This window comes from Novosphingobium panipatense, assembly GCF_900182875.1.
Classification (GTDB): domain Bacteria; phylum Pseudomonadota; class Alphaproteobacteria; order Sphingomonadales; family Sphingomonadaceae; genus Novosphingobium; species Novosphingobium panipatense.
In genome coordinates this window covers 111545-124730 of the sequence record NZ_FXUI01000001.1, presented here as the reverse complement: position 1 = coordinate 124730, position 13186 = coordinate 111545, and the positions used below count along the sequence as shown (strand labels likewise).

Annotated in this window: 15 protein-coding genes; 11 read left to right on the top strand and 4 right to left on the bottom strand. The window is 66.2% G+C overall.

Annotation, left to right across the window (positions count from 1 at the left end):
- The first annotated feature begins 17 nt into the window (after positions 1 to 17).
- Positions 18 to 812, top strand: a complete 795-nt coding sequence (locus tag QOL62_RS00545) for a response regulator (protein ID WP_103728287.1) — start codon at positions 18 to 20, stop codon at positions 810 to 812.
- Between the two features lie 382 nt (positions 813 to 1194).
- Here the strand turns inward: QOL62_RS00545 and QOL62_RS00540 are convergent, their stop codons facing one another.
- Positions 1195 to 2859 (bottom strand): CHASE domain-containing protein, encoded by a 1665-nt coding sequence (locus QOL62_RS00540; protein WP_283404807.1) that lies wholly within the window; start codon positions 2857 to 2859, stop codon positions 1195 to 1197.
- A gap of 265 nt (positions 2860 to 3124) precedes the next feature.
- Between QOL62_RS00540 and QOL62_RS00535 the strand changes: the two genes are divergently transcribed.
- Both QOL62_RS00535 and QOL62_RS00530 read left to right on the top strand, forming a co-directional pair.
- The gene (locus tag QOL62_RS00535; protein ID WP_103728285.1) at positions 3125 to 3313 is read left to right on the top strand and encodes a NepR family anti-sigma factor; all 189 of its coding nucleotides are present in this window, start codon (positions 3125 to 3127) and stop codon (positions 3311 to 3313) included.
- Positions 3306 to 3857, top strand: a complete 552-nt coding sequence (locus QOL62_RS00530) for a sigma-70 family RNA polymerase sigma factor (protein ID WP_283404806.1) — start codon at positions 3306 to 3308, stop codon at positions 3855 to 3857. Before QOL62_RS00535 ends, QOL62_RS00530 begins: the two co-directional genes overlap by 8 nt.
- Positions 3858 to 4035: 178 nt before the next feature.
- On the opposite strand, the gene QOL62_RS00525 is transcribed toward QOL62_RS00530, so the two are convergent.
- The 3 genes from QOL62_RS00525 to QOL62_RS00515 form a co-directional block, all read right to left on the bottom strand.
- Complete coding sequence (locus QOL62_RS00525; RefSeq protein WP_283404805.1) at positions 4036 to 4638, bottom strand: superoxide dismutase; 603 nt, start codon at positions 4636 to 4638, stop codon at positions 4036 to 4038.
- 274 nt (positions 4639 to 4912) lie between these two features.
- A complete protein-coding gene (locus tag QOL62_RS00520; protein ID WP_283404804.1) occupies positions 4913 to 5197 on the bottom strand; it encodes a hypothetical protein in 285 nt (94 codons plus the stop codon).
- A 115-nt stretch (positions 5198 to 5312) separates the two neighbouring features.
- Entirely contained in the window at positions 5313 to 5582 is a 270-nt protein-coding gene (locus tag QOL62_RS00515) for a GlsB/YeaQ/YmgE family stress response membrane protein (protein ID WP_103728281.1), read from the bottom strand.
- A gap of 287 nt (positions 5583 to 5869) precedes the next feature.
- Here QOL62_RS00515 and QOL62_RS00510 point away from each other — a divergent pair, with 287 nt between their 5' ends.
- From QOL62_RS00510 to QOL62_RS00475, 8 genes are all read left to right on the top strand, one after another.
- Positions 5870 to 7567, top strand: coding sequence for an FAD-binding protein (locus QOL62_RS00510; RefSeq protein ID WP_283404803.1), 1698 nt, complete (start codon positions 5870 to 5872; stop codon positions 7565 to 7567).
- A complete protein-coding gene (locus QOL62_RS00505) occupies positions 7564 to 8118 on the top strand; it encodes an SRPBCC family protein (RefSeq protein WP_283404802.1) in 555 nt (184 codons plus the stop codon). The genes QOL62_RS00510 and QOL62_RS00505 overlap by 4 nt, the downstream gene beginning before the upstream one ends.
- Before the next feature lie 52 nt (positions 8119 to 8170).
- Positions 8171 to 8920, top strand: coding sequence for an energy transducer TonB (locus QOL62_RS00500; protein WP_283404801.1), 750 nt, complete (start codon positions 8171 to 8173; stop codon positions 8918 to 8920).
- 105 nt (positions 8921 to 9025) lie between these two features.
- Entirely contained in the window at positions 9026 to 9913 is an 888-nt protein-coding gene (locus QOL62_RS00495; RefSeq protein ID WP_283404800.1) for a TauD/TfdA dioxygenase family protein, read from the top strand.
- Between the two features lie 137 nt (positions 9914 to 10050).
- Positions 10051 to 10512 (top strand): RrF2 family transcriptional regulator, encoded by a 462-nt coding sequence (locus QOL62_RS00490; RefSeq protein WP_103728276.1) that lies wholly within the window; start codon positions 10051 to 10053, stop codon positions 10510 to 10512.
- A 101-nt stretch (positions 10513 to 10613) separates the two neighbouring features.
- Positions 10614 to 10790 (top strand): YezD family protein, encoded by a 177-nt coding sequence (locus QOL62_RS00485; RefSeq protein ID WP_103728607.1) that lies wholly within the window; start codon positions 10614 to 10616, stop codon positions 10788 to 10790.
- 166 nt (positions 10791 to 10956) lie between these two features.
- Positions 10957 to 11730, top strand: coding sequence for a sulfite exporter TauE/SafE family protein (locus QOL62_RS00480; RefSeq protein ID WP_283404799.1), 774 nt, complete (start codon positions 10957 to 10959; stop codon positions 11728 to 11730).
- Positions 11731 to 11935: 205 nt separating this feature from the next.
- Positions 11936 to 13183: an MFS transporter gene (locus QOL62_RS00475; RefSeq protein WP_283404798.1), complete on the top strand. Its 1248-nt coding sequence runs from the start codon at positions 11936 to 11938 to the stop codon at positions 13181 to 13183.
- Positions 13184 to 13186 lie beyond the last annotated feature (3 nt).

Genomic DNA, 13186 nt, shown 5'->3' with positions numbered 1-13186 from the left:
AGGCCTGAGGAACTTGAATGTCCGTCTCTGATCAGATCGCGATCCAGCTGCCTTACCTGCGCCGCTATGCGCGCGCCCTTACAGGCTCGCAGCACTCGGGCGACGCCTATGTCCGCGCGACGCTGGAAGCCGCGCTGGCCGACCGTTCGCTGCGCGATGCCATAGCCCGCAGCCGCGCCGCGCTCTACGAAGCCTTCACCCGCATCTGGTCCACCAGCCATGTGGAGGAACCGGCAGGCGACATCGACGCAGGCACGCACGAGCAAGCGGCCCAGGAACGCCTCTCGACCATAGCACCCACGCACCGGCAGGCTCTGCTCCTCACCACGGTCGAGGAATTCTCGCGCGAGGACACCGCGACGATCCTTGGCCTTGAGGTGGAGGAGGTCGACGCCCTGGTGAGCCAGGCCATCCGCGAGATCGAAGGCGAAAGCACCACGCGCGTCCTCATCATCGAGGATGAACCGCTGATCTCGATGCAGCTGGAAGGCCTCGTCACCGATCTCGGCCATACCGTCGTCGGCACCGCCGCCACGCGCAAGCAGGCGCTGGAAATCTTCGAGCGTCACCCCGCCGGGCTGGTGCTTGCCGACATCCAGCTGGCCGACGGCAGCTCCGGCATCGATGCGGTCGAAGATCTGCTGAAGTTCGGCGAGGTTCCGGTGATCTTCATCACCGCCTATCCGGAACGCCTGCTTACCGGCGAACGCCCTGAACCCACGTATCTGGTGACGAAGCCGTTCCAGGAAACCACCGTTCGGGCGACGATCAGCCAGGCTCTGTTCTTCAACTCCACCCATCCGCAGGACTGATCCCGCAAGCCACCCGCTCGTCGCCGCTCCTCACCGGAGCGGTGGCTGGGCGGGCCTCGCCCGGGCTATCGCCGCTTCCTGTCCGGGACTGACTCGGACCCGCTGACCGGCTCGAAGCCGGGAACCTGCGGGGCGAAGCCGTGCCGGCGCACCGCCGTTGCGCAGATCGGCACCTCAAAAACAGACTGCCGCAGAGGTCTTCCTGCCAGACGACCTGCCCGCCCATGGCGCGAGCAGCGGCGAGCGCGAACATGCCAGTCGACCTGGCGGCAGATTGCCCGCGGCCCTTCTTCTACCCCTCAAAGTGTCCCGGAGTTGCAACGGCACGCTTCAGTCATCGATGAAGGGAGGGACGGATCCGGCTGCCTGTCGGCGGCGGGTGTCACTTGCGCTCGTTGCGCAGCACGAACTCGCGCGAGGCGCGCACGGGAACCTTGAGCCGGCATTCGACGCCGCCCGGCTCGAACCGCAGGTCGACTTCGGATTTCAGTTCGTGCGCGACGATCTTCTCGATCAGGTCGCGCCCGAAGCCGCGCTTGCTCGGTTCGGCCACGGGCGGGCCGCCCTCTTCGCGCCAGTGGAGTTCGGCGAGGTCGGGCGAGAGCAACTGCCAGTTCACGTGTATCCGCCCCTCGATGGTGCTGAGGGCGCCGTACTTGGCCGCATTGGTCGCCAGTTCGTGTATGGCGAGGCCCAGCGACATCGCATCGTTCGGGGCCAGCTTGATCGTCGGCCCGGACATCGAGACGTGGCTTTCATTGCCGTCCATGTAAGGGGCCAGTTCGGACTGCACGATGTCACCGAGCGCCGCGTTGCCCCAGTCGGACTGCGAGAGCAGATCGTGCGTGGCGGACAGCGCGCGGATGCGTGCGGTCAGGCTCTCGGTGAAATCGTCGATGTCGCGCGAGCGGCGCCGGGTCAGCGCCGCGATCGACAGGACGTTGGCGAGCGTGTTCTTCACGCGGTGATTGAGTTCGCGCGTCAGCGAGTTGCGGATCGAGGCCTGGCTCGTCAGCCACTCCAGCACCATGCGATCCTCTGCCGCGCGCTTGGTAATCAGGCGGCCGATCGCCATGACCATCAGCGAGGCCAGCGCGCCGAAAAACAGAGTGAGGCGTGACAGCGGCGAGAGGGTGTTGGACTTGCGGTCCCGGACCTGCACCACCCAGACGCGGCTGCCCACATCGATGCGCCGCTCCAGCGTGCGACCGTCGGCGGATTCCGCCCGGCGCTCCGCCAGGAGCGTCTCGCTGTCGACATGGTCGTCATATATCGCCATGTCGATACTGTCGTCACGGTACAGCTCGCTTGCGGACTTGAGGAAGGTTCCGGCGCGGAACGGACTATAGACGAAACCGCGGGTGACCCGGCGGCCCTGTTCCATGGCGATGACGGGCATATAGATCAGGAAGCCGGGCGGACCCTCCGCCTCCTGGTCCTGTATCAGCCCGACCTTGCCCGAAACGATCGGCCGGCCGAGCTTTCGCGCCTTGTCGATCGCCTCCCGTCGCACGGGTTCCGAATACATGTCGTAGCCGAAGGCAAGCTGGTTGCCGTTGCCGTGTTCGGGCTCGAGATAGACGATGGGGACCGCCAGATCCCGCTTGGTGCCGGGCTGGGGATGGACGAAGTAGTTCGGCACGCCGGATTCGTAGATCCGCTCTTCCAGATTGGGAATGTCGCGGGCACGCACCAGCGGCGCCCAGCCCATTCCGAGCGACCCGTAAAGCCGTCCATCACCCTGAAGCTCGCTGCTGAGTTCGGCGAACTGCTGGCGGCTGACGGAGGACTGCCCGGCGAACATGGCGGACGCGGCGCGCAGGAGCGCGGTGTTCTCGGTGATGCGGCGCTGAAGGGCGGACGCCGCCTCGGTGAGACTGCGGTCCAGTTCAACCGCGCGCGTCTGCTTGTCGGCGCGCTCGATCGCCATGACCGATACCGCCGTCGTTATGCTCGCGATCAGGAACAGCAGGAACGGCCAGCCACGCGGATACTTATGGAACCACGCCTGCTTCTGCACCCTGTCGAGCAGCGCCTGGTTAATCACCCCGCAACGTCCTGTACCCTCAAAATCCGTGACTTGCGATCACATCTGACCACAGGCACCGCGCTATGCCAACACTTTCAGAAAAGGGGAACTATGCATTGCGTCGATTGTTCCAGTTTTCAAAGGACGTCCGTTTCGCTTGCAGATCGGACGGGGCCCGTGCAGCGCCGTGACTTAGGCTGTTAGCCATAAGGATAATCGCCGCGCTCCGGGCTTGACCGGCTTCCGGTCTCGCCGCAAGTGTACTCGGGAAAGGGAGTTCGTGTTGAGTCAGCCCAATGGACGTGGTGCACCCGGCCAGATGATGCCGGGCCTACCGCCTGAAGTCCGCAAGGACGGTGAGCCCGGCTGGGCCGGGGGGTTGAGGAAGCTCTATAACTCCGTGGTGGAAGAACCGCTGCCGGACAGCTTCAAGGATCTCCTGAAGAAGCTGGATGACAGCGACGATGCCTGAGCGGATCACGCCGAACTCCACTGATGAAGGTTTCCGCAAGGAACTTCTCGCCGTCCTCCCTCACCTTCGCGCCTTCGCCCGCGGTCTCTCCGGCCGCTCCGACTTTGCAGACGACCTCGTACAAGAGGCCGCGATCAAGGCGTGGACCGCGCGGGAGCGTTACCAGGCCGGCACGAACATGCGCGCCTGGACCTTCGCGATCCTGCGCAACCACTACCTCTCCGAGCTGCGCCGGTCCAAGCGCCAGACGGACCTTGACGAAGGCGCGGTCGAGCGAATGCTTGTCATGGAAGCCGACCAGGAAGGCCCGTTGCACCTGGGCGACATGGAATCCGCGCTGCAGAAGCTCGCTCCGGAGCGCAGGGAGGCTGTGCTGCTCGTCGGCGCCTCCGGCTTCAGCTACGAGGAAGCGGCGGAGATCGCCGGCTGTCCGATCGGCACCATGAAGAGCCGCGTTGCCCGCGCCCGCGCCGATCTGGCCCGGATGCTCGATGGCGACCAGCCGCCGCAGCCCGTCGAAGTCCAGGCACGCAAGGCGGGCTGACCACCGGCTGCTCCTGCTGGAACGGGAGAGCGGCCGCCACGATCCTCGCACAAACGAATGAAGCACAGGCGCCGCGCCCGCGAGGATGCGGCGCCTTGCCTTGCACGCGGCGCCTTTACGCGAAAGCCCCCGCAGCCTTGCGGCCGCGGGGGCTTCAACGATCTTCAGGCCATCCGGCTTACGAAGGGTAGACCCAGTCGGTGCCGCGGTCGAAGTTCTCGGACGCGAACTTCCAGTTCAGAATGTTCTCGAGAACGGCCTTCACGTAGGCGGGGCGCTTGTTCATCTGGTCGATGTAGTAGGCGTGCTCCCACACGTCCACGGTCAGCAGCGGGTTCACGTCCTTGACGAGAGCGCTGTCGGCGTCGTGGGTGGAAATGACCTTGAGCTTGCCGCCATCCACGACGAGCCAGGCCCAGCCGTTCGAAAAGTGATTGATCGCCTCGTTGGAGAGCGCTTCGAGCAGCGCGTCCATCGAACCGAAGTCGGCCGTGATGGCACCGGCAAGCGCCTCGCTCGGCTCGGTCTTCTCGGGGCTGAGCGAGTGCCAGTAGAAGCCGTGGTTCCAGGTCTGCGCAGAGTTGTTGAACAGCGGGCCCGACGAGTTCCTGGCGATTTCCTCGACCGGCTTGCCTTCGTTCTCGGTTCCCGCGATCGCGGCGTTCAGCTTGTCGACGTACGTCTTGTGGTGCGCGCCGTGGTGGATTTCCAGCGTCTTGCTCGAAACGTGCGGTTCGAGCGCGTCCTGCGCGTAGGGCAGCGGCATCAGGGCAATGGTCATGGCTTGTTTTCCTGTTCAGGTTATCGAAGCTTGGCTGCACCCCCGGCCTGCGCCGGAGCTGGAGAACGTACGCGCCTATTTCTGACGAGCGGCCCCACAATTCAAGCGTGCAATAGTGCCATTTTCACATTGGGCACAATTAGTCAGGCGGCAGACGCGAAAAAGGATGGCGGGGTTACCGCCATCCTCTCCCGTGGTCGTCCTCGTTCTGCAAGGGGGTGGCGAACGAGGGCAAGCCAACCTTGGCCGGCGTTGAAGCGCAGCCTTGGCAGGATCAGGGGTTCTGCTTAGCCTCGTCGGCCGCTTCCTCGAGGGCGTCAGCCTTGGCTTCGCCGGCATCCTCAACGGCATCAGCCTGGTTCTCGAGGGTATCAGCGGCAGCACCACTGGTGGCGGCGGCCTGGGTCTCAAGCGCGTCCGCAGCAGCGTCCGACCGTGCCTCCACCGCGTCTGCGGCCTGTTCCGTGGCGTCGTCCGTGGGATTGTTGCAGGCGGCGAGTCCGAGAGCCGCCGACGCGACCGCGATCATGGCCAGACGCGAGGTGGTATTGGCTTTCATGGCTAGAGATCCTTTGTCCCTGTTACAGTTTCAGACGCGTTCATTCAGATCAAGGGCAACGCGCGTACCCCAATAGGCCGGGCAGCGATGCTGCCCGGCCCTTGCCGTGGGGCTCTTAGCGAACCGAGCCGCGACGGAAGAGGTTGACGATCGCCAGCAGGATCACGGCGCCGAGGAAAGAGGCAAAGAGCGACAGGATGTCGAACGAGCCACTGGTGATCGGCGCGCCGCCGATGAGCGGAGTGATGATGAAGCCGGCGATCACGGCGCCGACGATGCCGACGACGATGTTCAGGAAAACGCCCTGCTGGGCGTCGGTGCGCATCAGAATGGATGCGAGCCAGCCGATGATACCGCCGACAAGCAGAATAAGAAGGAGGGTCATGGGTTCGTCTCCGGGATAGCGTGTTCTGAACCCATAACAAGCAGTGGAACGCAAGGTTCCGCCCTCCCCTCCACCGCTTGTCGCAACGCAGTTCCATTACGCTGCGGCGATTGAGCGTATGGCGATTGAAACCCTGAAGGTGCTTAAAAGGCCGAAGGAAAGCTGAAGGTGGGCAGGAGACGCGGAAATTACCAGTAGCGGTGGAAACGACAAAGGTGTTAAAATACACTCGCGCCGCGCAAAGGTCCCGCCCAAGAGGAGACCGGCAGGCTGGAGAAGATGCGTCTATGCTCGATAACACTCCCCGAAAGTGGGACGCCGAAACCGATTTCGTGTCGATTGGGTCCGGAATCGCCGGTCTCTCCGCTGCCATAACGGCCCGCGACCAAGGCCTGGAGGCGATGGTGCTGGAGAAATCCGCACTCCTTGGCGGCGTGACGGCCCTGTCGATGGGTGAGGTCTGGGTGGCCGGCAACCACCACGCCGCCGATCTTGGTCTGGAGGACAGCGCGGAAAGCGGCTTCCGCTACCTCCAGCGGCTTTCGATGGGATACGGCGCCGGCCTCGCGATCCTCAACAAAGTCGTTCACGCCCGCGAGGCGCTCTCCTATTTCGAGGACCGCATCGGCCTCAGGATGGAGGTGATCCGCGACTGTCCGGATTACTACTACGGCCACAGCAACGATGCCGTGGCCGAGGGCCGAATGCTGGAGGTGGAGCCGTTCCCGGCCGCAACGCTGGGGGAGTGGCAGGCAGGCACCCGTATTTCCCCGCAGATGCCCTATGGCCTGACCCACTGCGACATGTTCGCCGCAGGCGGTACGGCCAATATCGTGAAGTGGGATTTCGGCCGTATGGCGGACCGCCTGACGAAGGATGAGCGCTGCCTCGGACCCGGCCTGGCCGCCTACTTCGTCAAGGGCGCCATCGATCATGGCGTCACGCTTATGACCGAGACCGGCGTGGAGGAACTGATCGCCGACGGCTCGCGCGTCGTCGGTGTGCGGGCGGTGCGCGACGGGCGGGACATCTTCGTCAGGGCACGGCGGGGGGTTCTCGTCTCGGTTTCCAGCTACGAACGCCATCAGGGATTCAACCGCACGCTGGGACAGCAGCTGGAGCTTGGATCGATGGTGTTCTCGACGGTGGACGGCGCGAACTTCCGGCTTACCGGCCCGCTCGGCGCCCGCATCGCGCGCGTGCCGGACATCACTTCGTTGGGTTTCACCATCCCCGGGACGGAGGGGGAGGATGGCCAGCCCCTCTGGAACAGCGCGCTGCCCGTAATCGGCCAGCCGCACACGATCGTCGTCAACCGGGCGGGAAAACGCTTCGGCAACGAGGCGTTCTACCGCAGCTTCTACTACACCATCGACCAGATCGACGGCTCGGACCAGACGCACCCCAACTTCCCCTGCTGGGCGATCATCGACAGCCAGGCGCGGGAGAAGTACCCCTTCGGCTCGATCATGCCGGGCTCGGACTGGCCGGAAGGATTCGGAGCGCAGGCCGATACGCTGCGCGAGCTGGCACAGGTCATCGGCGTCGATCCCGACGGGCTGGAAGAGACCGTGGCGCGGTTCAACCCGAATGCCGAGCGCGGGGTCGATCCGGACTACGGGCGCGGCACGCATCCATGGAGCACCTGGATGTGCGGCGATCCCTACCACAAGCCCAGCCCCGTGCTCGCTCCGCTGCAAAAGGGCCCGTTCCACGCCGTCCGGCTGGAGCGGATGGGCGGAACCGCGATCAGTTCGTCGGGCATCCTCACTGACATGCACGGGCAGGCGCTCGACTGGAACGATGCGCCGATACCGGGCCTCTACGTCGCCGGGAACTCGCAGGCCCGGATGGAAACGGGCGCGGTCATGCAGTCGGGCATCTCCAACGCCCGGGGCATGACCTACGGCTGGCTGGCGGCGCAGCACGCGGCCGGCAGACCCAGCGACCGGCTGGCGCGCGAGGCGGAGCGAATGGGCCTGTGATCGAGACAAGCCAGAGCGTCCGGGTCGCCGCCCCCCTCGTGCTCGCCTGGAACTATGCTCGCGACGTAGATCGCTGGGCGCAGATCATGCCGGGCTACCAGGCCTGCGAGATCACCGATGCGGACAACTCTGTCTGGGCGCTCAAGGTCGGGGTCGGCGGGCTCGTGCGGACGGTGAAGGTGGCGGTCCACGTCACCCGCTGGGCGGGCCCGCAGGAGGTGGACTTCGCGTTCCGCCTGCTGGGCGATCCGGTCGAGGGGGCCGGCTCCTACCGTGCGGCGGCCGACGGAGACGGCACGGCGATCACGCTGGCCGTGCAGGTGCGCGGGTCGGGGCCGATGGCGCCGATGTGGGAAGCGATGGGCGGCCCCGTGCTTCCCCGTTTCGCCCGCAGCTTCGCCGAGGACCTGAAGGCGCGCATCGAGGCGGAGACAGGCGCAGCCGGAGCCGCCCCGCGATCAGCCGGTGACGATGCGCGGGCCAGCGCCTCCGGGCCTTCGGTTTCCCTGATCGCGCGCATGCTGGCCTGGCTGCGTCGGCTCTTCCGGTAGCGCGCAACCAACCCGCCGTTCTTCGGGTTCTCCTGCCGAGGAGACCCGAGAAGTGTACACGTCCGCCCGCGACCGCGTGGTATCCGCGCTCGCATCACTGCTGATCGTGGCAGGCGGCGTGGCCGCGCTGGTGGCCGGGCTTGCCGCTCAGATGACGCCGAAAGAACGGCGCGAGGCGCTCGCCGCCGTGCTGCCGCTGCGCAACGAACCGGAGGAGCCTCGCCCGAAGGAGACCCCGGCCAAGGCGCGCTCCACCGCCGCGAAAGGGCGCCCTTCGCCCCCGAACCTGCGCAACAAGGCCACGCAGGTCGTCGCCCCTCCGGCCAGGGTGCCCCCGCTCATCGTGCCGCCGCCCGTCGTCACCGCGCCCAGGGCCGGAACCGGCGCAGCCGCGCAGAGCGGCGCCGCGGATCGCGCCGGCCCGGGACAGGGGGCCGGCGGCATCGGCGACGGCGATGGTGGCGGGGGTGACGGGAACGGCGACGGCGAGGGTGACGACGCCCTCACCCGCCCGGAGCAGATCCGCGGACGCCTGCGCTTCTCCGACCTTCCGCGCGACCTGCGCGAGGGCAAGACCGGCGGCGAACTCAAGCTGCGCTACCGCATCGGCGTCGACGGCCGGGTGAGCGACTGCCGCATCCTGGTGTCCAGCGGACGCCCCTCGCTCGACGCCACGACCTGCCGGCTCATCACCGAACGCTTCCGCTTCAGGCCATCCCGGAACAGCCGCGGAGAGCCGGTGCCGGCGATTATGGTGGAAACGCACGGCTGGTACTTCGATCCGGAGGAAGATCTGCCCTGAGGCGCCGTGCACCGCACTGTTGACGGTTTACACAGGTTCGGGATTGGCGCACACTGTACACCTGTACAGCACCCGGCAATCGGGGCCTGCGGAGAGGAGCCTTTCGTGACCATCAGCGTGAACGCCATCAAGCCGCACATCGGCGGCATTATCGACGTTTCCCCCGATCGCCTTCTTGACGACGAGACAATCGAGGCCGTTCGCCGGGAACTGGAAATGCGCGGCGTGCTGGTGTTCCCGCAGATCAACGTGTCGGACGAATTGCAGCTCGCCTTCACCGACCGGCTGGGAGACCGGGTGAACTTCACGCGTCAGGTGCCCGGTTCGGACGCGGAAACGCCCGACGTCTACAAGATCACGCTGGACCGCAGGCTCAATTCGGAGCCGGACTACGTGCTCGGCACTTTCTTCTGGCATATCGACGGCATCACGATCGACCAGCCGCTGCCCAAGGCCACCGTGCTGTCGGCGCGCAGGCTGTCGGACACAGGCGGTGCCACCGAGTTCGCCAATCTCTACGCCGCGTGGGACCACCTGCCCGACGACGAGAAGCGCGAGTACGAAGGGCTGACGGTCATCCACTGCGTCGAGGCTGCTGTCCGCCCGGTCCACGGCCACCCGAGCGAGGAGCGCCGCGCCCGCTACAAGGCCATGGCCGCGGTCATGGAACAGCCGCTCGTCTGGACGCATGACGACGGACGCAAGTCGCTCCTGCTCGGCACCCATGCGGACGGGATCGTCGGCATGCCCGGCGCGCATGGACGTGCCCTCCTCGCCCGGCTTCAGCAGTGGGCCGCGCAGCCGGACTTCGTCTACACGCACAAGTGGCAGGAGGGCGACCTCGTGATCTGGAACAACCAGGGCCTGATGCACCGCGTCGTCCCTTACACGGACGAGGGCCGGGTCATGCACCGCACCACCATCGCGGGCAAGGAGCGCCCCGGCGTCGCCGCCGACCCCGCAAAGGTCGATCGCATCTATCAGGTGGCGTGAGCCAGACCGCCTGAAGGGCAGGCGGCCGGCGGCGGCACAATCCACCGGCCGCCGCCCGGACCGGCGGCGGTCCGGGTTGACGGCGCGACGGAGATTGGAGCAAGTGAGGGCCCCCCACCCTTGCGAGTGATGCGCCGATGCTTTCGCAGAAGACCCGATATGCGATCCGCGCCATGCAGCACCTCGCGGACAAGTACGGCCAGGGGCCCATACCCCTGACAGACATTGCCGAGACGCAGAACATCCCGGCCAAGTTCCTCACCGTCATCCTTTCCGAACTGTCGCGCTTCGGCATCGTCGCCTCGCAGCGCGGCAAGGATGGCGGATACTGGCTGGGGGTTCCGCCGATCGACATCACGTATGGCGACCTCATCCGGATCATGCGCGGCTCGCTCGCGCTGGTGCCCTGCGCCAGCCGCTTCGCTCACGAGACATGCAAGAACTGCGTCGAGGAGAAGGACTGCCGCACCCGCGCCCTGATGCTTCAGGTGCGCGACGCCACCGCCAGCCTGCTCGACGGCGTGCGCCTGTCCGACCGCATCGACCCCGTGCCGGCGGCCGAAGGGCTGGAAAGCGCCACGGGCCCGGACATGGGCTGAACTTTCGGACCTGAAAGTAAAGCTTCGTGCTTCTCCCCATTGTCAACCTCCCAACTTGACAATAGGCATGGGGCATTCGTCCCGCAGGAGAGGAGATGCGCATGCGAATAGCAAAGCCGAACGAGCCGAACGTCACTGAGCATCCGCTGCTCAACGAAGGCGTGCAGCACGTCATCGAGGCGCTGCAGCAGCTACGCTTCGGTGTCATCCAGCTCACCGTCCACGATGGCAAGCTCATGCAGGTCGATGTGACCGAGCGCCGCCGCTTCAACCACTGAGCCGTTGCAGGGGTGCCGATACCGCCGGTCCACCGGCGGATCCTGCCCCGGTTGGCGGCTTGCCGCTCGCCTCGCCATCGAATGCACCGGCCGGCGCCTTCTGCTCGGCAACAGCCAGGCCACCAAGGTCGAGACCTGATCCAACCCTGCCCCGGGAGGAGTACGAATGCTAGATTCGCTGCCGACACTGGCTGAAATCGCCCCCTTCATCGCCATCGGTTTTGCCGCACAGATCGTTGACGGTGCCCTTGGCATGGCCTTCGGGGTGATCACCCAGACCCTGCTGGTCAGCGTCGTCGGCGTGCCCCCGGCCGCCGCATCGGCAAGCGTCCACCTGGTCGAGCTTTTCACCACCGGCACATCGGGCATCAGCCATATCCTGCACCGCAACGTGAACTGGGGGCTGTTCCTGCGGCTCGTTCCGACCGGGATCGTCGGGGGCGTGACCGGGGCTTACGTGCTTTCCAGCATCGACGCCTCGATCGCCAAGCCCTACGTGATGATCTATCTCACCGGGATCGGCATTTACCTGATGATCCGCGCGATCCGCATGCGCAAGCCGAGCTTCGAGGACCCCCGCTACACGGCGCCCCTTGCGCTGGCCGGAGGCTTCCTCGACGCGGCGGGCGGCGGCGGCTGGGGTCCGGTCGTCACCTCCAACCTGCTTGTCCAGGGCGGGGAACCGGCCAAGACCATCGGTACGGTCAATACCGCCGAGTTCCTGCTGACCCTCTCGATCTCCGTCGCCTTCATCTCCACCATCGGCCTCTCCGCCTTCACGGCGGCAACGGTGGGCCTCATCATCGGCGGCGTCGTGGCCGCGCCTTTCGGTGCCCTGTTTGCCAAGCGCATCAAGCCGCGCGCGCTGCTGATCGCCGTCTCTGCGGTGCTGATCGCCACCAGCCTGTTCAGCATCTGGAAGGCCTGGCCGGTCTTCTGATCCCGCGGACGACGCCCGCGACCCCTGCCGTTTTTCAACCGCCACGGCGGCAGGAGAACCTCGTCCCGCACACGTAACCGCCGTGGCGATCTTACGCCTGGCTCGTCCCGAAACGGCGGTGTTCCGGCGCCGACCCGCTTTGACCGGGGGCGCCGGGGTGGCAAGCTGCACGCACAGACAAAAAGCCGTGCGGAGAGAAGAAGCCTTGCGTTATCTGTCGGAAATCCTCGCGGCCTGGCGCCCCTTGCTGGCTGCCGGCCTGGGCATGGGCACGGGCATGTCCATCATCGGCACCATCACCAGCGCCATCGCACCCTCGCTTGTCGCGGACGTAGGCTGGTCCAAGGCGCAGTTCGCGATGACCGGGATGCTGGGCATGCTGACCGCCCTTGCAATGCCCTTCATCGGGCGACTGGCCGATGTCGCGGGCGTGAAGCTCACCGCGCTGATCGGCATCGTCGCCATGCCGCTCGCTCTGCTCGGCTTCAGCTTCAACGGCGGCTCCTTCGGCGTCTACGTCGCCGTCTTCGTGTTTCAGAGCATCGTCTGCGTCACCACCACCGCAACCGTCTACACCCGCCTTGTCGTCCAGCACGTGATCCACGCAAGGGGCCTCGCCCTGGCCATCGTCGCCTGCGGCCCCGCGCTCTTCAGCGCGATCGGCGGGCCGGTCATCAACGCCTACGTCGAGGCGAACGGCTGGATGGCGACATACCAGATGCTTGCGGTGTTCACGGCGATCGCGGGCGCGGTCACCTTCCTGCTGATCCCGTCGTCGCACGCGGCAGCGACCGTGAACGCCCCTGCAGGCGCCCCCGCCCGGCGAGAACCGAAACGCTCCGCGCGTGAGGATTACCCGCTGATCTTCCGCGAACCCGCATTCTGGGTGCTGCTCGGCGCCATGTACCTGTGCAACCTGCCGCTCACGCTGATCCTCGTGCAGCTCAAGATGCTCGTGCTTGACCAGGGCATCACGGGCGAAGGCGCGTCGATCATGTTCACGGCGCTGGCAGCCGGCATGCTGCTGGGCCGCTTCATCACCGGCGTCGCTCTCGACCGCTTCGCCCCGCAAGTGGTCTCCTTCTTCACGCTTGGCCTTCCCGGGCTCGGCCTCTTCGTGCTGGCAACGGACCTTGACGCCGCCTGGATCGTGACCGCCTCCATCTTCAGCCTGGGCTTCGCTGTCGGTGCAGAGGGCGACATCCTCGCCTTCCTCGTCGCGCGGCACTTCCGGCCCGCCATCTACTCGAGCGTCCTTGGACTGCTTACCGGAGTCTGTTCACTGGCGGCGGCATCGGGCGCGGCGCTGCTGAGCTGGACCCTCGCCAGCACAGGCACCTTCAACACCTTCCTGGTGACCACCGGGACAGCCGTGTTCGTCGGGTCGCTACTGTTGCTCATGCTGCGCGGAGCGCCGCATGAAGAAGCGGCGGGAGAGCCGGTCCCGGCCTGAGCC